Source organism: Pontibacter toksunensis, from assembly GCF_042686245.1.
GTDB classification, from domain to species: Bacteria; Bacteroidota; Bacteroidia; order Cytophagales; family Hymenobacteraceae; genus Pontibacter; species Pontibacter toksunensis.
On sequence record NZ_JBHUOX010000017.1, the window covers coordinates 48,522 to 66,495 of the forward strand.

Below are 17,974 nucleotides of genomic sequence, written 5' to 3' on the forward strand. Positions count from 1 at the left end.
AAGCCCAGGGCTTACCTCTCCGGCTGTAGAGATACTGATATGTATATGGATATAAAAAGAAAGGCAGGTGAGGATATCACCTGCCTTTCTTTTTATGGATGTTTTAACGTTATTATTTCGGCACCATTACTTTATTAACAACGTGAATCACACCGTTTTCGCTGACAATGTTTGCCTCTACTACCTCGGCACCATTAACAGTTACCACGTTGTTTCGATTTGTCACCTTCAACTCCGCGCCTCCCACAGTTTTCAGCATAGCTCCATCCTGCAGGTCGCTGGCAGAAAGTGCCCCAGCCACTACGTGGTTGTTTATAACCTGCATCAGCCGCTGCTTGTTTTCAGGCTTCATCAGGTCTTCCAGCGTATTATCAGGAAGTACCTCGAAAGCATCATTGGATGGTGCAAATACGGTGTAGGGTCCGGGGCTGCTGAGTTCGTCCACTACCTCTGCATGTCGGATAATGGAAGCAAATGTAGTGAGGTTTATACCTGAGGTAATATTTTCGGTAATTAGCTGTGTTGGCATCATCTCATGCCCTCCAAGATCCGGGTCAGTGTGGCTAAGGGAGGCTTCATCTTCCTTAGCGACTGAAGAGGAAGGTTCTAAACCTCTGCCATAAGCCTCTCTGCGGGCAGTAGGCTCCGTGCTCTCTTCCTGCATTTCATTCTGGGCATGGTCATCCTGTCCGCAGCTCATGAGGCTGCAGCTTAAGAGTATGGTAAAACCGAATGCCATTATTTTATTTTTCTTCATAGCGCTTATTGCTGGTTGTATTAAATATAAATTCGATGTGCCGGCATAGCGCCAGCAAACCTGGGCGCTGGAAAACGACAGCCTTTAGCCTTATTAAACTAGAAAATCAGTACTTTTGTTATCAACATTGTTTCACAAGAAAAATATCAAACCATGAAAACTGCAGAAATACATACTGGTAAAGGTGTAATGAAAGTTGAGTTCTTTGAGAAAGATGCTCCTAAAACAGTACAAAATTTTATAGATCTTGCCAAGAAAGGCTTTTACGATGGACTTACTTTCCACCGTGTTATTCCTGATTTCGTGATACAGGGTGGCTGCCCCAACTCACGCGAGGGAGCAAAAGGTGTTCCTGGCACAGGCGGACCAGGTTACAAAATTGATTGCGAGCTGACGGGCGAGAACCAGTACCATGACCGCGGCGTGCTTTCTATGGCCCATGCCGGCCGTAATACAGGAGGCTCCCAGTTCTTTATTGTGCACAGCCGCAAAAACACAGCGCACCTAGACCGTAACCACACCGTTTTCGGCAAGGTAGTGGAAGGCGATGAGGTGATTGACCAAATAAAAGCAAATGACAGAATTGAGAAAATTGTTGTTAACGAGGAATAGTCCTGTTACTGAACATCAATAAAACAGAAGAAGCCGCTCCGGGAGCGGCTTCTTCTGTTTTACGCGAAGCGTTCCGATGGATTTTTAGCAGTTGTAGCGGCATCTTTCCAACTTTAACCCTGCTACCTGAGTATTTATGCGTAGTTTTACCTAAGAGCTGTTCTGTGCCCAAAGGGATTTATCTGCTTTGCCTGTCCCGGCTTCATGGTACTAAGCTCCTTTAAACATTGTCATTCTTTACGGAATAAGGCGCTGCCCGCGCAGCGCAGCACAAAACTACGTATGAAGAAACTTGCTTTACACTGGCAAATCCTGATTGGCATGGCCCTGGGTGTACTGTGGGGGATACTTGCCAGTTCCCTTGGCCTTGTGGACTTTATAAAAAGCTGGATCCAGCCTTTCGGAACCATCTTTATCAACCTACTCAAGCTCATTGCGGTGCCGCTGGTACTCGTGTCGCTGATTACGGGCGTCTCCAGTCTTAGTGATGTGAGCAGGCTCTCCCGTATCGGCTCTAAAACAATAGGCATCTACCTGCTCACAACGGTGCTGGCAGTGGTACTGGGGCTGCTGCTCGTGAATATCGCAGAACCCGGCAAAGCCTTTTCAGCAGAAAAGCGGGAAGAATTTAACCAGCAGTTTGCCGCCACCACTACCCAAAAATCTACGGATGCCGCCGCAGTGGAACAGCAGGGGCCACTACAACCACTTGTAGACATTGTGCCGGATAACATCTTCGGCTCGCTCACCAACAACGGCGCCATGCTGCAGGTTATCTTCTTTGCGCTCCTGTTCGGCATTGCCCTTATCATGATTCCAGCGGATAAAGCCGCACCTGTCAATGACTTCTTTGAAGGTGTAAACCTCGTCATCCTCAAGATTGTGGACATTATCATGAAAACGGCTCCTTATGGTGTGTTTGCCCTTTTAGCTGGCCTGGTGGTAGAGTTTGCCGGCGATGACCCGGGGTCTGCGGTAGAACTGCTGCTGGTGCTGGGCTACTACTGTCTGGTGGTTATTGCTGGTCTGGCCATCATGATATTTATCGTGTACCCGCTACTGGCCGTGTCCGTAGGCAAAACAAAGTATAAAGACTTTTTCAGAGGCATATTCCCGGCACAGATGCTGGCTTTCTCCACCTCCTCCAGCGCGGCCACGTTGCCTGTTACGATGGAGTGTGCTGAAAAGAACCTGGGTATCAACAGGGAAATCACCAGCTTCGTGCTGCCACTAGGCGCCACCATCAACATGGACGGTACCAGTCTTTATCAGGCTGTGGCGGCGGTCTTTATTGCTCAGGCCTATGGCATTGACCTGGACCTGATGGCGCAACTGGGGATCGTGATGACAGCCACGCTGGCTTCCATTGGTGCTGCTGCCGTACCCGGTGCCGGTACTGTGATGCTCGTGATTGTGCTGCAGCAGGCAGGAATTCCGGTGGAGGGTATTGCCCTTATACTGGCCCCTGATAGGATTCTGGACATGTGCCGCACCACGGTGAACGTAACCGGCGATGCCACGGTATCGATGATGGTGGCCCGCACGGAGGGTCAGTTGCACCCACCTACAGAGACAGCAAGAGTATAGCATAGGAGCCTGCCCCGAGCAAGAAGGCCCAGTAGCGGCTTTTCCGCTGCTCGGGCAGCTCCTCCTTCAGCACATTCAGCACCACACCGCCCCCGATAAAGGCCATTACAAGCGCTACTGCAGCCTCTGATACTTCCAGAAGATATCCTATCGCCCAACCTAAAATAATGGCCAACACCAACACCCAGCGCCCCACACGCCTGTAGCGGCCATGATGATGCTCCTGCAGCCCAAAGTCGTTCACTATAAAATGCAGGGCCATGGCGACAGAGAAAAGAATGAGTTTATCCAGAGGGCCTTCTTCCCGCTGAAAAAGGAGGTATCCGATCAGCGCATTGTAGACGGCAAAAGACCCGATATGGACCCAGAACAAACCTGCGGCCCTGTCTTCATTCCCAGACTGTTCTGCCTCTTCTTTATTGTCAGCCACATAGCGCTCCAGCCCATAGAAAAAGACCAGGCCTACCAGCGCCATCAGGTAGATATGATGCTCTAAAAAAGTAATTGCCTCAAGGGCTTCTTTTACCTCTTTCTGCCCTTCGCTCAGCTCAGGGAACAGGTGCAGAAAGACGTATGCCACAGATACGCCACCAGCGCATGATAACCAGATGCTACGGGGCAAACCTGCTAAAAATCGTAGCCTGCCTCCAAAGAAGTGTATCAGCGCCAGCACCAGCACCGGCCAAATTGAAACGTGTCCCATGTTCTTAGGCTACATTGTTTTCAGAACCAAGGTTACCGATTCATGAGGATGGCGTGCATAGCGAGGCAAGTTCAATGCCTACAATTAATGGCCAGGGAAAGAAAGAGTGGGCACAAACCAATTATCTGAACCCGACGTAGCCTAAATGAAGGTGAGCTATACTTCCTGCCAAAATAATTCCAATCTATCGCCTTCAAAACAAAACTAAATCATGGATTTACAGACATTCCAACAAAGCTTAAATGCTAGTTCACCACCCGCAGATGCATCTGTATACCTGCAGGCGCTGTGGTATGATGGGAAAGGGAACTGGGACAAATCGCATGAGCTGATACAGGATTTGCCTGACCAGGATGCAGCCTGGATACATGCCTACCTGCACCGCAAGGAAGGCGACACCTGGAACGCAGACTACTGGTACCGCAAAGCAGGCAGAAAGCGCCCGTCTGTTTCTTTAGACGAGGAGTGGGAACAGATTTCAGCAGAACTTATTGCGCAATAAAAAAGGCAGGAGCGTTAACACTCCTGCCTTTTGGTATAAGTCGGATACCAGCTTCTCGCTAGTAGTTATCGTCATCCTCTTCCTCGTCGCCAAAGCTTGGCATGGAGAACATCCCGCTGAGCAGGTCTTTGAACTGAAGGCCGGTGCTGAGGCGGTTTTTGCTGAGCTGGCTGTGCTCTGCCAGGCCATGCAAGGCAAACTCCATCAGGAAGAGCTTTTCATCGCCTTTGGCATCCGGCTGGTACTTCTCCACCACCCCTTTCAGGCCCGGCACACTTTGTATGGCTTTCTTGTATTCGGCTTCAGAAGCATCATTTAAGATATCCACGGTATTGCCATCGCCGAACCACTCCGTGATGCTCTTGTACGGGCTGCCCTGCTTCGACTTTTTGCCTTTATCGGGATTCGGGAAGTACTTCAGGAACTGCGAACGGATAGCTTTGCCCATCAGCACCTGCGCCACGTGTCCCGCACCTTCCTGCTCCCCCTCATACACCAGTTCTACTTTACCCGTTACTGCCGGAATGGTATTCAGGAAATCAGCAACACGCACATACGTAGCATTTTCCCCATTCATCAACGCACGGCGCTCAGCAGCACTAACCAGGTTTTCAAAAGCAGAGATCGTTAAACGGGCCGACACACCGCTTTTGGCATCCACATACTCACTCTCACGTGCCTCAAAAGCTACCTGCTCTATCAGGTCACCAATAATGTCATTGGTTTTCACCAGTTGCCTCTGCTCTTCTTTGATGTGCGCTTCCTGGTTCGTTATCTTCTTACCCGTTTCAATGTCCTTTGGATAGTGGGTGATGATTTGGGAGTCGATACGGTCTTTCAGCGGTGTTACAATGGAGCCACGGTTGGTATAGTCTTCCGGGTTTGCCGTGAACACAAACTGAATGTCCAGTGGCATGCGCACCTTAAAGCCGCGTATCTGTATATCGCCTTCCTGCAGAATATTGAAGAGCGATACCTGTATGCGCGCCTGTAAATCGGGTAATTCATTAATAACGAAGATGCCCCGGTGCGAACGTGGAATCAAGCCAAAGTGAATGACACGCTCATCTGAATAAGGCAGCTTCATGGTTGCGGCTTTGATAGGATCTGCATCACCAATCAGGTCAGCAACGGAAACATCCGGAGTGGCCAGCTTTTCAGTATAGCGATCAGAGCGATGCATCCAGCTAACTTGGGTATCGTCGCCATGTTCATGCACCATGTCTTTGGCAAAGCGTGAGAGCGGCTGCAGCGGATCATCGTTCAGCTCCGAGCCTTTTACTACCGGGATGTATTCATCCAGCAGGTCCACCATCTGGCGGGCAATGCGTGTTTTTGCCTGCCCCCGCAAACCCAGCAGGTTAATGTGGTGCATCGACAGGATAGCACGCTGCATGTCCGGAATAACGGTTTCCTCATAGCCCCAGATGCCCGGGAAAACCTCTTCCTTGTTCTGGAGCTTCTTAATCAGGTTAGCGCGAAGCTCCTGCTTCACCGACTGCGGCTCATAGCCGGCGGCTTTCAGCTGGCCCAATGTTTTTATTTGTAAAAGCTTCTCGGCTGGTATGTTTTTGTAGTTCATGTATCTTTAGCATGTATCAGTTCACAAGAAGTAACTGACTTGTTTTGAAGTATAAAATCTGTTTTGTGGCTGAAATGTTTTGTACGTATGCTCAGCCCCATGTGGTAAAGTATGTGCTTAATTGCCTTTTCCATTGCTTCAGAAACGGGAAGAACTGCCGGAGTGCTTCTCCTGACAACCCAAGCCACACCATGACTGGCACCAGCGACAGCACTGCACTGTTCCAGTCAAAGTAAAAGCCTCTTCCGCTACCCTGGTTATACACTTCGGAAAAGCACCACTGAAACAGCCACCAGAACAGGAGGCAAAAGGCCGTCATGCCCAGCACAATAAAGGCTGACTGCACCACCTTCGTTATAGTCTGAAGTGATTTAACAGGTATAGCCTTTACATAGCTGTTGGTGGATTTAATGAAAAAGTGCAGGCACACCTGAAAGAGCAGGAACAGCACTCCGAATATAAGACCGGACCATTGCGAGAAAGCCATCAATATAAAACCGCCTGAGGCAGTGAGAAGGGCAACGAGCTGCACCAGAAGATGCGGCATAAAGGTGGCCATCACACCACTTGGTAGTGCTTCCTGTTGGTTTGCTTCCGCTCTTTGGCTAATCATGAGTTTTTAGAGGTTCTTTCTGCGGTTCTGCTTATAGTCCTGGAACACAAGATGTCCTAAACCTTTCAGGCTGCTATAGTAGGCCTGGCCATTATTCACTTTGGTAAACTCATCCACAAAAGCCTTCAGGTATGGGTCTGAGGCAATCATAAAGGTGGTAACAGGTATTTTGATGCGGCGGCACTGTGCAGCTAGGTTCAACGTTTTGTTCACCACCTTGCGGTCGAGGCCAAAGCTATTCTTATAGTAATGGATTCCCTCTTTCAGGCAGGTTGGCTTCCCGTCCGTTATCATAAAGATCTGCTTGTTCGGCGTTTTGCGCTTGCGCAGGATGTCCATCGCCAGTTCAAGACCCGCTACGGTATTGGTATGGTAAGGGCCAACTTCCAGGTAAGGCAAGTCTTTTATTTCAATCTGCCAGGCATCGTTTCCAAATACCAGCACATCGAGCGTATCTTTCGGGTACTTCTGCTTGATGAGTTCGGCTAAAGCCATCGCTACTTTTTTGGCTGGCGTAATGCGGTCTTCGCCGTAGAGAATCATGGAATGCGAGATGTCGATCATCAGCACGGTAGCCGACTGCGTTTTGTGCTCTGTCTCCGTCACTTCCAGGTCCTGCTCCGTCAGCCGCAAATCGCCGATGCCGTGGTTGATCTGGGCATTGCGCAGCGACTCCGTCATCGAAATCTGGTCCAGCGAATCACCGAAGCGGTACTCACGGCGGTCAGAACTGGCTTCGTCGCCTGTGCCTGTGTGCGGAGTGGCATGGCTGCCCTTGCCGCCTTTCTTCAGCTTTCCGAAAATTTCCTCTAAAGCACTCTTGCGTATGCTCTGCTCGCTTTTGGCAGTGAGTTTAAAGCTTCCCTGCTGCTGCTTGTCCTCGTCGAGGTATCCTTTCTTCCGGAGGTCATCAATAAAATCGCCAATGCCATACTCGTCGCCGGTCAGGTTATACTGTTTGTCGAGGGAGCTAAGCCAGCTAAGCGCCTCTCCTACGTCGCCGGAGGTAATGGTAACCAGTTGCATGAAAATTTTCAGCAGCGATTCAAATCCCGGTTTGTCGTCCTGAGGGGGTATATATTCTGTAAATCTGTATCCTATTGCCATAGTAGATGGGTTTGTTCTTTACAACACAAATTGCGGGTGCATTGTTCTGTGCATCCAGGTTAAAATGCCGCTGCTGCGGTACATACTTAAGATGTAGTACGAACAAGCTTTTAAACTTTGCAGCAGGTATTCAAGTAGGTTAGATAAATATACTACATCTAAACTAAAACGAAAACGAATGAAAGCGATATGGAATGACATTGTGATTGCCGACAGCGACCGGACAGTTGAAATAGAAGGCAACCATTACTTCCCCCCAAACACAGTAGACAACCGGTATTTAGAAGAAAGCCGCACCCACACCACCTGCCCCTGGAAAGGCGAGGCCTCTTATTACCATGTGCAGGTAAACGGGAAGGTTAACCTGGATGCCGCCTGGTATTACCCTGATCCAAAAGATGCTGCCAGTGAAATACGAGGCTATGTCGCCTTCTGGAAAGGAGTAGAAATAAAAGAATAAGTAGCTTTGGACTACTTGTTGCAAATGAAAAGTATTGTGCCGGTGCGAGCTTGTAACCCACACTTATAAGTAGTCAAGGGTACGAGCTACAAGCTCGCACCAGCAATTTCCAGGCACAGGAAGGAACTCAATAACAAAGGCGAAGGCCGAAGCTAAATATAAGCTTCGGCCTTCGCCTTTGTTATTTTATGAATGAATTAAGCTACAGGCTTAAGCAATCCAACGGAATTTATATTCTAAAGAAGGTGCTTTCATGCGTTCTGCTACTCGTTTCAAGCGGGCGGGCAGGGCCATGACATAGTCACGGGCACGTTCGCCGGCTTCATTCAGGTCTGTTAGGGCCTCAATTTTCCACTCGTCAATCAGCCCTTCCAGAATATCAGTATAGTCGGCGGAGGTATACACCCCAATTCGCTGTGCTGCGTCGGTAAAGTGGCCGAAAGTTTTGCCAATGTCTACACCCAACTCACGCATATAATGCGCCGGCATCACAATCTTCTTGCGCATCATATCTTCAAAAGCCAGCATCATTTCGTTTGGATCAGCCTCAAAAATTTTACTTACAAAGGCTTTGTAGGCCTTGGCGTGGCGGGCCTCGTCAGCAGCTACGTGGCCGCAAAGCTTTGCCAGCATGTTGTCGCCCTGCTTCTTGGCTATCTGTGCCACGCGGCGGTGTGAAATATTAGTGGCTGTCTCCTGGAAGCTGGTGTAAACAAAAGAACGGTACGGGTCCATGTCTGTCTGCAAGTCGAAACCATCTGCCAGCAGGTACTGAGTAGAAGCCTCCATCTCGCGCATGTTAATACGGCCGCTCAGGTAAAGGTAGCGGTTCAGGGCATCACCGTGGCGGTTCTCCTCGGCTGTCCATCCACGGTTCCACTTCATCCACGGGCTGTCCGGGTCTTGCGGAAGTCCTTTTATTGTCATCAGCCAGCTCTCGTAAGTTGGCAGTGCTTCTTCAGTAATGGTATCACCCACCAGCACGGCCAGCAGGTCATAGCTCAAGTCCCGGGCACGCTCCCTCAACTCCTTTACTTCATCAAAAAAAGTTTCAAGGGTTGCATCCGGCAGGAGGTCGGCAGGCTGCCAGCTCTCTTCTACTGTTTTCAGTAACTCAGAGAACTTTTCACCCACAAAGTCTTCCATCCATCTAATTACTTCTGTGCGAGAGGTTGCTGCTGTAATCATTATATGTTGGTTGATTTAAATTCAAATATACTTATTTATACTAATTAGTAAATTGATTGTCTGAAATTTTAGTCCAACTGAAATTTGACAATACCACTAAACAGCTCAGGAACTTATACTTACGTAAAAAATGGAAAGGGTTATGTATTATTACTTGTTTTTCAACAGAACTATCAGAGAAAGAGTGCAATTAATTTGAATACTTAAGGTAATAGTACACCCGGCGCAGGAAACTCAGGTCAATTTTCCGCTTGTTCAGCACTTCTAAAAACTGGTACAAAACCGGCATGTCCGCCTGCTGCCGGAGCAGGTGCAGAAGCTGTGCAGCCTCCGTATAATTCCCGGTCAGGTACGCATGGCGGGCTTCATATTTCAGCCGGAATACCAATGCCTCACGCTCTCTTTCTGTTCGCACTAGCGCTGCAGCTTTCCGGCATACTTTAACTGTGGAGGCAAGCAACCTATTTCCTGCCTTATACCATCCTTTAGAGAGGGAGTGGGTATGTACCCGTCGCTTTGTCGTTATTTTATCGAGGTAATGATAGTGGTATGTTCTGGATGATCGTACCCAGAAATCGAAGTCCTCATAGGCCAGCGTCTCATCGTATCCATCCAGGTCCTCAAATACCTGCCGGCGCACTATCATGGTGGGCGGGCAGATAATGTATTTACCCAGCAGGTCAGCAAATACTTCGCCGGAAGGCGCATACGCATCCAGGCTGCCATCTGGCTTGCGCTTGTAATAGTACCCGATGTGCGCGCCTTCGTCAGAGATATATTCGGCATCGGTATACATTACACCATAACTGCTGTCCAGTTCTTCAAATGCTTCCACCTGCTGTGTTACCCGCTCAGGCAGCAGCACGTCATCCGTAGCAAAATCAATGATATAATCGCCGTGGCTGGCGCGCCACCCCATGTTAAAAGCGGTTGTGTTGCCCCTGTTATGGCCGGTGCTAATAAACTTTAGCTGCGGGTATTTCTCTAAATACTCCTGTATGATGGGCACGCTTCCGTCGGTGCTGCAGTCGTCTACTACAATCACCTCTATGTTCGGGTATGTCTGGGCGAGTACAGAATCGAGTGCCTCCCGCAGGAAACGTTCGTGGTTGTAGCACAGGCAGATAATGGAGACAAGCGGTAACTGACTCATATTTGAATTCGGTTAGCGTAGAACAGGAGCATCGGCAACTTTTTACCTATAAAAGCACTTAATGGCCTCCACTACCCGCTCCTGCTCATCTGGTTGTAACCCCGGAAACAGCGGCAGACTCAGGTTTGTTCTGGCAAGTTCCTCCGCTACAGGAAAATCACCGGCACTATACCCTAAAAGGCTGTAGGCAGGCTGCAGGTGCACCGGTACCGGGTAATGAACGGCAGTATGTATGCCCTGCTCCCGCAGTTGTTGCTGCAGGGCGTCCCGCTGCTTTGTCCGGACATTAAAAATATGGTACACGTGGCTGCAACCCGGAGCAGTAACCGGAAGCATAAGGTCAGGCATGTTCTCTAATTCCTGCAGGTAAACCGCTGCCAGTCTTTGCCGTTCTGCATTCAGGCTATCCAGGTACTGCAGCTTTACTCGTAGTACGGCGGCCTGCAGTTCGTCGAGCCGGGAATTGACACCTATCATTTCGCTTTGATACTTCTGCACCTCCCCGTAGTTGCGGTACTTTTGCACAAAATTAGCTACGGCAGTATCATTTGTCACTACAGCGCCTGCATCGCCTAATGCACCCAGGTTTTTAGTGGGGTAAAAGCTGAAAGCGCTGACATGGCCAAAAGTGCCTGCCCGCTGCCCCTTATAGGTTGCGCCGTGCGCCTGCGCTGCATCTTCTATTATTTTCAGGTTATGATCCTTTGCCAGTTGCAGGAGTGGCTCCATTTCGCATACCTGCCCGTACAGATGTACCGGTAGTATGGCTTTGGTTTTAGCCGTAATGGCATTGGCAGCAGTAGCAGCCGTAATATTATAAGTCTTCTTATCCGGCTCTACCAACACTGGCCTCGCCCCTACCTGCAGCACCGCGTTAATGGTGGCAATAAAAGTATGCACCGGCAGCACAACCTCGTCTCCTGCACCTATTCCCACTCCCCTCAGCGCCAGCACCAGGGCATCATAACCGTTCCCTACACCTACCGCTGCGGTTGCACCCAGATAACAGGCAAATTCCTCCTCAAAAGCGAGCAGATCCTTCCCCATAATATAGTGCTTACTGGCTACAGCCTCCACCAAGGCAGCCTGCACGGCGGCTTCACTGCCTGCCGGAAAGTCTCTGAACTGAAAGTACGGGATGGTTGGCTTCATCAATAGAAGAAGTATGGATTACAACGCTGAGTGCGTCGCCAGTTTCCTGAAGTATTCGTAATCATTGATATAATCGGCGGCATTATAATCTGTGGATGTTAGGCAAAGCGCAACAGCTCCCTCTGAGAAATAGATGTCTGTCCAGCACATGGCCGGTATGTAGAGCCCGGTCAGTGAATCCGTCAGTTCAAACTCCTCTACCTTATTGCCTGTGTCTGCTTTCACTCTGATTTGCCCGGTTAAGGCAACCAGCACTTCCTCTGTGGCTTTGTTGGCATGGCGGCCCCGCACTACTTCTGGTGGTGTTCCGTGGGTCCAGAATACGCGCCGGATAGTAAAAGGCACTTTATCAGCATATTGCATGGTGGTAATGTAACCCGTTTCTGGGTTACCGATGCGCTCAAACTGCAGGAGGTATGGAGATGCCGGCAAGGTATAATTTCAATTGAAATTAAAGGATTCTGTACATCCGCAAAGCTGCCTTCTTTCTGATTCAGATAAATCCGGTAATTTGCGTAAGCCCTAAATTAAAACTTTTAAGCCAATAAAGCGCTTTGGCAGGTATGGTTTTGCCCTTGGCGGCAGATAGGTTAGCTTTGCAGCACGGGCGTGAATCAAATACTAATGCTGGATTTGAGTAGGTTTTGTTCAACACTCGTTCAGTAATGGCTGGTAATTAACCCATGGAAGATACCTACAGAACCATAGAAGCTCCTGCTGAAGGACTCTACAAAGAGAAGGGCAGCAAGTTTATCGGCCTCGCCTACCCCGTGTATACTGAGGAGGAGGTAAAGGAGACGATGGCAGAGCTGAAGAAGCAGTATTACGATGCCCGCCATCACTGCTATGCCTATAGTTTAGGAGCCGATAAAGGTCGCTTCCGCGCCAACGATGACGGCGAGCCAAACCACTCAGCTGGAGACCCCATATTGGGTCAGATCCGATCTGCCGATCTCAGCAATATCCTGATTGTGGTGATTCGCTATTTTGGCGGGACAAAACTAGGGGTGAGTGGTTTGATTAATGCGTATAAAACTGCTGCCGCCGATGCCCTGGAGAATGCCACTATAGTAGAGAAGCATGAGACCGTGCTGCTGCAGGTACACTACGCCTATCCGCAGATGAATGAGGTGATGAGCCTTGTAAAAGAGTACGACCTGAACGTGCGGGACCAGCATTTTGAATTAGACTGCCGCCTGAAGCTGGAAGTGCGTAAAGTGCTGCAGGAGGAAATAACAGTAAAACTAGAGGACATGGAAGGCGTTGAAGTACACGTTCTCAACGAAACGACTTTTTAACTCCTCCACTCTTTAAATTCTAACTCTTTAACTCATAGATGGCTAAACGTAAGCATCGCCGCCCCCGGAATAAGATACTAGAGCGTAAAGTTGGTTTAAGGCCCGGTACATTTAGTGCACCTACGGAGTCTTTCCCCCCGCGCTTTTTCCTGATCTCCTTTACCCAGGATTCCTTTGATGAACAGGAACTGAAAACATACCCTGAGTTACTGGAGCGTATAACCTCCAGGCCTGATGCCCGCCATTGGATAGATATACGGGGCTACGGCGACCAAGCTTTGCTGGAGCATTTGTCGCACGACTTCGGGCTGCACCCGCTGCAGATGGAAGACGTGATAAACGACTACCAGCGGCCTAAGGTGGAGGAGTTTGACGAAAACCGGCTGTTTATTATTTCGCGTATGCTGCGCTGGTCATCGGAAACAAAGTCACTGGACGATGTGCAGCTGTCGCTGTTTACGGGGCCAAACTATGTGCTCAGCCTGCAAAGCGATTACGCCGACTGCCTCGATCCGCTTCGGGAGCGTATCCGGGTGGGCAAAGGCGTTATCAGGCAGCGCCCCACTATGTACATGGCATATGCTATGATGGACGTGGTGCTAGACTACTACTTCCCGGTGATGGCAGAGATGGGCGAGTATATAGAAGACCTCGAGCAGAAGGTGCTCCTGGCACCTTCCAAGAGTAACCTGACGCTGATACTGGACCTCAAAAGTGAACTGGTAAAATTGCGCCGCATCACATGGCCGGAGCGTGATAAAATGACGGAGATGCTCCGGATGGATGAGGATGTAATTCCGGAAAGCCTGAAAGTCTACTTCCGGGATGCCTACGACCACAGCATTCAGCTGATAGACCTGATAGATAACCATAAAGAGATGACCTCCAGCTTAGTAGACCTGCACATGGCCACGGTAAGCAACCGCATGAATGACATCATGAAAGTACTCACCATCATCTCCACTATCTTTATTCCGCTCAGCTTTATAGTAGGTTTATACGGGATGAACTTTTCCCGCGAAGACCCTGAAACAGGGCGCGTGTTCCCTCTCAGCATGCCAGAACTCTACCAGCCTTACTCTTACCCGATCTTGCTGTGTCTGATGACATTTCTGATCCTGTTCCAGCTTTACTTCTTCTACCGCAAAGGCTGGTTCAGAAGCTTTTAATAATGAGACAAAGGACACAAGACAAGGCAATTCAGTGCCTCCAGCCTTGTTAGTGATAGGAGAGCATTTAGTCGTCAGCATCTATAACAGTGTAGCCGACGTTAAACCTTCCTTTTGTCTTGTGTCTGATGTCTTGCATCTTATGTTCTGAAAATCAATCCGGCAGCACAAAATCTATCTTCTTTAGCTCACGGCGGAAAACTTTGAAGAGCGAGTAGTTGTTGGATGCTTCGTTGAAGTAAATGGTTACAGGCTGGCTGCTCTCCAGCGTGCGATTTCCGATAAGGTTTCCACGGCTGTCGTAGAGGTAGGTTTTCTGGGGGCCGGTTTCTGTCACAGCAATCAGGCTGTTGGCGCCCCCGAAGTTAAAGTATTGCACGATCTTAGGAGCCGAGGTAACATAGCGCTTAGAGAACAGCTCCTTCATATCCTGATCGAACAGTGTTACCTGCCCCTGCTCCTGCCGGGCAATAATGTAAGACCTGCCGCCGCTGCTTTCCGGCACCAGGTTAAAGAGTGCGCGCTTGCTCGGGCGCGGCAGTTGCTCCCGCTTCAGGGTTTTGCCCTGCAGGTTAAATGTCACTACGTTGCCATACCGGGTAACTGCCGTTACCTCTGTGCTTCTCAGGTCAGAACCGATTCTGGCCACCGCTCCGGAAGTAACAGGAGCATTCAGGTTGATAGGGAAGCCTGGATATGTATCGCCCCGCCGGTTGAGGGCGTAAATGTAGCCGTTCTCCAGCACCACCAGAATTACATCCCGGTTTCCAACGCGCAGGTGCTGTGGCTCAGCGGCTAGTTTGTAATCCATCCGGCGTGGCTGCCAGCCCTGTATGGGCGCTCCACGCAAGTCATACATAAACAGGTTGCCCATGTTATCGTCAACAAGCAGACGGTAGTCTTTATTGTTCTCGTAGTCGAAAACGGCCAGGTGCTGCAAGTCCAGCGAGTCGCCTAAATTGAACGGGAAGTTTTCGATCTCCTGCCCCTGGTTGTCGATGGCGTGGATGCGGTTGGCGGTGGCAAAAAGGTACCGCAGTTTGTTTTCCGGCCCATACGCAATCTGCTGTACATTTCCTCTTACGGCGGTTCCTAGCGTATCGGCCCAGCCGCGCCTGCCATTCGAGGTGATGTTAAAGAGCACGCCTGCTGAATCCTGTACCACTACTTCCCGGCTTCGGTCCAGAGCATTTTGAATCGGGAACGGGCGTGTTTCCAGCCTTGAATCGAACTGCAGCACCTGTTCGGCAGCAAACACATCCTGACCTGTAGTGATGTTGCTGCGGTCCGGCCGGCGTATAACCAGGCTGGTGTAGTACTGCTGCTCCACTTTAGAAAACTGCAGGCTTATCTGGCTGAAGCGCTTGATTAGGGCCACATTCTGAAGCAGGTCATCCCGCTCCACATCCTCCACGTAGCGGTTCAGGATATACCATGCGTTGACGGTATTCAGGTACAGGCTAAAGTTTGCCTCCTGCAGCGTCTCCTCCAGAAAAGCTTTCTGCGCCACCGACTTAATCCACACGTTCTCCTCCGAAATATCGTCCAGCAACCCACGGAGCGTGATCATTTCTTCTGTCAGGACCAGGTAATTGTCTACCAGCACCACGTAGCTTTGCTCAAAGCCTTCAAATACGCTCCCTAGGAGCCGCACTGGCAGTTCAGGCACGTTCAGGCGCCGGATTGTGTAGTTACCATACTGCTCACTGAAAGTGCTTTGTTTTCGGGTATCTGCTACCTGCTGGCTCAGGCTTTTCAACAGACTTGCCGTCAGGGCCGGATTAGACAGGTGTATAAACGCTACTTTCTCTGGTTTGGCATTGATGCTGTTTGTTTCAAGGTATGCAAGGGCTGCCTCCTGGCTAAAAGAGTCTGCAAGGCTATCGATGGTAGCGGCATAAGCAGCTTGCTTTTGTGGCTGTGGAAGCCGCAAGCGCTCAATGTCTTCTAAGCCAAAATGCAACAGCATGGCGGTGCGCGTCGGCAGGTAAGCTTTTACGCCTAGTGGCTGCGGTTTCTGTGGCTGCATGGCCTGGTGCAGCGAGCCCTTAAGCGACTCAGGAACAGAGAAGCCGTTCAGGAAAATTTTGTCCCGGCTCAGCTTCAGCTGCAACATGGCGCTCTGGCAAAGGGAGGACAGGTAACGTACCTCCGGCATCACCTCATCTGCCAGGAACAGCCCCAGGAGTTCGGGCAGGGCTCTGTAGTTCACGAAGACATTGGCATACACATCCGGCTGGTCGAGGTACTTGGTGTTCCTGAAGTTCTCTATAATGGACGTGGGCTGCGTACGGTTAAGGCGGCGCACAATCTCCTCCACCAGTACAGGCGAAGGGCTTAATACAATGTTGTTACGGTAAGTAAAGTATGTGAAGCTGGAGCCAAGACTGGTGTTCGTGACTTCAGTAAGTAGCATGTCCTCGTAGTCGCGGGTGCTCTCTTCAAAAAGTGTGCTCTTTGTAATGTTTTCAGTGAGGGTACGCACAAAGCGGAGCTCTCCTACAGAAGTCACCGGCACGTAGTACACAAACCCTACATCAGACTTGCCCACTACATGAATGGAGGTAAGTATACTTTTTTCGTTCAGGAAGCGCGAGAGGCGCTCGCTTCCAGGTGCCACGCTGTCCAGGGAAGCCATGTTTTCCTCGAAGCGCTGCGCAAAGGGCAATACCGAAAAGTTCTGCCAAAGCTCTGTTTCGCGCAGATGCTCTATCAGGGCTTCGTGGTTGTTTGTTTCCAGCACCAGCACGGCGCACTCAGGCACCAATGTCCATAGGTCTATCCTTTCCCTGGAGTCTTTCCATCGGTTAAAACCGAAGTAGACCAGCAAGGCAATCACTACAAAGCCAAGAAAGAAGAATATGATGCGTTTTGGCATGACAAGGGTTCCCGGTAACAAAACTAACTTATTTTTCTTATTTAGAGCTTGCCGGAATCCTATTCTTTGAGTTGCAAATAAGCATCTTCACAACCTGACTGTTGCTGTTCCTCGCGTAGCATAGCAGCTAATATACTCAAAATGAGCTTTATCAGAATCTGAAACTGATCCATTGCCGCTCCACAACAAAATCCAACAAACGCTGTAGTACAGAGACACATAGTCCGGAACAACACCTGCTGCCCGTATAAGGAGGCAACATAAGACACAGTAACACCCGGTTGCCACTACCACGTATATATAAAGCCTAACTCATACAGCAATTCTCATGTTCAGAATTCTTATTCCTGTAGATTTTGAGGCCAGTACTTTTAAAGCCTGCGAATATGCTTTGAAACTCGCAGCTGCCGCTCCGGGAGCAGAAATCCTGCTACTGCACTGCTTCAAAGACTATCTGGCCTCTCCCTGGGAAGTACCGGAGGAAGAAGATAAAGAAAAACTTACTCCTACAGAAAAAGTGACCGAGCAGGTTATTAACCGGAATGAGCGGGAGGAGCATCGCAAGCTGGAGGGGCTGAGACAGGAGTTGCAAAGCAAAGCGGGCAGCCAACAGGTACACCTGAAAACCTCCTTTGCAGAAGGCTCTCCAGAGGACGTTATCCCGGAGGAGATCAGGCGCTTCAGGCCAGAACTGGTGGTGATGGGGACGGAGGGAGAAGGCGGCCTTACCCGCTCTATTTTCGGCACCGTCACTACAAAAGTGGCCGAAGACGTGCAGGTGCCGGTGCTCACAGTGCCACAGCACTCCCGGGGCCATAGAATAAAACGGGTGCTGTATGCCTCTGACTATGATGAAAAAGACTCTGCCGCAATCAGGACTTTACAGCAGCTGTTACAGCCCTTCAACCCGCACATACTTTGCCTTCATATTGCTACAGGCGCTGCCGCGCAGGAAGAGAGGGAAAAACTGGCCCATCTGCAGGCGAAATTGGAGCGCGATATACACACTGATAATGTTCGCTTCCTGCTGCTGGAGGGCCAGGATGTAACCCAGGACCTCCAGCATTTCGTGGAAAAGGAGCAGGTTGACCTTCTTGCTGTCACTACTCATAAGCGCTCGCTACTGGCTGGTTTCTTTAACCCCAGCCTGACAAAAAAGCTGATGCTGACTGCAGACATACCGCTGCTCGTTTTCCACAGCAAAGATTAGGGC

17 protein-coding genes are annotated in these 17,974 nt (G+C 49.9%); 7 read left to right on the plus strand and 10 right to left on the minus strand.

What is annotated here, in order from left to right; translation table 11 throughout:
- Positions 1 to 112: 112 nt before the first annotated feature.
- The gene (locus ACFS7Z_RS19235; RefSeq protein WP_377488015.1) at positions 113 to 757 is read right to left on the minus strand and encodes a fasciclin domain-containing protein; all 645 of its coding nucleotides are present in this window, start codon (positions 755 to 757) and stop codon (positions 113 to 115) included.
- 153 nt (positions 758 to 910) lie between these two features.
- On the opposite strand from ACFS7Z_RS19235, the gene ACFS7Z_RS19240 reads away from it, so the two are divergent.
- Together ACFS7Z_RS19240 and ACFS7Z_RS19245 are read left to right on the plus strand one after the other, a co-directional pair.
- Positions 911 to 1,369 carry a peptidylprolyl isomerase gene (locus ACFS7Z_RS19240; protein ID WP_377488017.1) on the plus strand — a complete coding sequence of 153 codons (459 nt, stop codon included), beginning with the start codon at positions 911 to 913 and terminating at the stop codon, positions 1,367 to 1,369.
- 282 nt (positions 1,370 to 1,651) lie between these two features.
- Positions 1,652 to 2,956, plus strand: a complete 1,305-nt coding sequence (locus ACFS7Z_RS19245) for a dicarboxylate/amino acid:cation symporter (protein ID WP_377488019.1) — start codon at positions 1,652 to 1,654, stop codon at positions 2,954 to 2,956.
- Here the strand turns inward: ACFS7Z_RS19245 and ACFS7Z_RS19250 are convergent.
- Positions 2,934 to 3,659, minus strand: coding sequence for a hypothetical protein (locus ACFS7Z_RS19250; RefSeq protein ID WP_377488021.1), 726 nt, complete (start codon positions 3,657 to 3,659; stop codon positions 2,934 to 2,936). The two genes, ACFS7Z_RS19245 and ACFS7Z_RS19250, sit on opposite strands and share 23 nt — an antisense overlap.
- Positions 3,660 to 3,870: 211 nt before the next feature.
- Here ACFS7Z_RS19250 and ACFS7Z_RS19255 point away from each other — a divergent pair, with 211 nt between their 5' ends.
- Positions 3,871 to 4,161 carry a hypothetical protein gene (locus tag ACFS7Z_RS19255; protein ID WP_377488024.1) on the plus strand — a complete coding sequence of 97 codons (291 nt, stop codon included), beginning with the start codon at positions 3,871 to 3,873 and terminating at the stop codon, positions 4,159 to 4,161.
- Positions 4,162 to 4,219: 58 nt separating this feature from the next.
- On the opposite strand, the gene ACFS7Z_RS19260 is transcribed toward ACFS7Z_RS19255, so the two are convergent.
- From ACFS7Z_RS19260 to ACFS7Z_RS19270, 3 genes are all read right to left on the minus strand, one after another.
- Entirely contained in the window at positions 4,220 to 5,743 is a 1,524-nt protein-coding gene (locus tag ACFS7Z_RS19260; RefSeq protein ID WP_377488027.1) for a sigma 54-interacting transcriptional regulator, read from the minus strand.
- Between the two features lie 91 nt (positions 5,744 to 5,834).
- Complete coding sequence (locus ACFS7Z_RS19265; protein WP_377488030.1) at positions 5,835 to 6,356, minus strand: hypothetical protein; 522 nt, start codon at positions 6,354 to 6,356, stop codon at positions 5,835 to 5,837.
- Positions 6,357 to 6,362: 6 nt separating this feature from the next.
- Positions 6,363 to 7,463, minus strand: a complete 1,101-nt coding sequence (locus tag ACFS7Z_RS19270; protein WP_377488033.1) for a vWA domain-containing protein — start codon at positions 7,461 to 7,463, stop codon at positions 6,363 to 6,365.
- A 178-nt stretch (positions 7,464 to 7,641) separates the two neighbouring features.
- Between ACFS7Z_RS19270 and ACFS7Z_RS19275 the strand changes: the two genes are divergently transcribed.
- Entirely contained in the window at positions 7,642 to 7,923 is a 282-nt protein-coding gene (locus ACFS7Z_RS19275) for a DUF427 domain-containing protein (RefSeq protein WP_377488036.1), read from the plus strand.
- Positions 7,924 to 8,133: 210 nt separating this feature from the next.
- Here the strand turns inward: ACFS7Z_RS19275 and ACFS7Z_RS19280 are convergent, their stop codons facing one another.
- The 4 genes from ACFS7Z_RS19280 to ACFS7Z_RS19295 all read right to left on the minus strand — a co-directional run bounded on the left by ACFS7Z_RS19280 (position 8,134) and on the right by ACFS7Z_RS19295 (position 11,848).
- Entirely contained in the window at positions 8,134 to 9,111 is a 978-nt protein-coding gene (locus tag ACFS7Z_RS19280) for an acyl-ACP desaturase (RefSeq protein WP_377488039.1), read from the minus strand.
- Positions 9,112 to 9,301: 190 nt separating this feature from the next.
- Positions 9,302 to 10,264 carry a glycosyltransferase family 2 protein gene (locus tag ACFS7Z_RS19285; protein WP_377488042.1) on the minus strand — a complete coding sequence of 321 codons (963 nt, stop codon included), beginning with the start codon at positions 10,262 to 10,264 and terminating at the stop codon, positions 9,302 to 9,304.
- Between the two features lie 42 nt (positions 10,265 to 10,306).
- Entirely contained in the window at positions 10,307 to 11,416 is a 1,110-nt protein-coding gene (locus ACFS7Z_RS19290) for a DegT/DnrJ/EryC1/StrS family aminotransferase (RefSeq protein ID WP_377488045.1), read from the minus strand.
- Positions 11,417 to 11,434: 18 nt separating this feature from the next.
- A complete protein-coding gene (locus tag ACFS7Z_RS19295) occupies positions 11,435 to 11,848 on the minus strand; it encodes a sugar 3,4-ketoisomerase (RefSeq protein ID WP_377488048.1) in 414 nt (137 codons plus the stop codon).
- Between the two features lie 251 nt (positions 11,849 to 12,099).
- Here ACFS7Z_RS19295 and ACFS7Z_RS19300 point away from each other — a divergent pair, with 251 nt between their 5' ends.
- Both ACFS7Z_RS19300 and corA read left to right on the plus strand, forming a co-directional pair.
- A complete protein-coding gene (locus ACFS7Z_RS19300; RefSeq protein WP_377488051.1) occupies positions 12,100 to 12,714 on the plus strand; it encodes an IMPACT family protein in 615 nt (204 codons plus the stop codon).
- Between the two features lie 38 nt (positions 12,715 to 12,752).
- Complete coding sequence (gene corA, locus ACFS7Z_RS19305) at positions 12,753 to 13,883, plus strand: magnesium/cobalt transporter CorA (RefSeq protein ID WP_377488054.1); 1,131 nt, start codon at positions 12,753 to 12,755, stop codon at positions 13,881 to 13,883.
- A 154-nt stretch (positions 13,884 to 14,037) separates the two neighbouring features.
- Here corA and ACFS7Z_RS19310 read toward each other — a convergent pair whose 3' ends face one another.
- Positions 14,038 to 16,761: a hypothetical protein gene (locus tag ACFS7Z_RS19310; RefSeq protein WP_377488057.1), complete on the minus strand. Its 2,724-nt coding sequence runs from the start codon at positions 16,759 to 16,761 to the stop codon at positions 14,038 to 14,040.
- A gap of 328 nt (positions 16,762 to 17,089) precedes the next feature.
- Here ACFS7Z_RS19310 and ACFS7Z_RS19315 point away from each other — a divergent pair, with 328 nt between their 5' ends.
- Positions 17,090 to 17,971, plus strand: a complete 882-nt coding sequence (locus tag ACFS7Z_RS19315) for a universal stress protein (protein ID WP_377488060.1) — start codon at positions 17,090 to 17,092, stop codon at positions 17,969 to 17,971.
- The last annotated feature ends 3 nt before the right edge of the window (positions 17,972 to 17,974 follow it).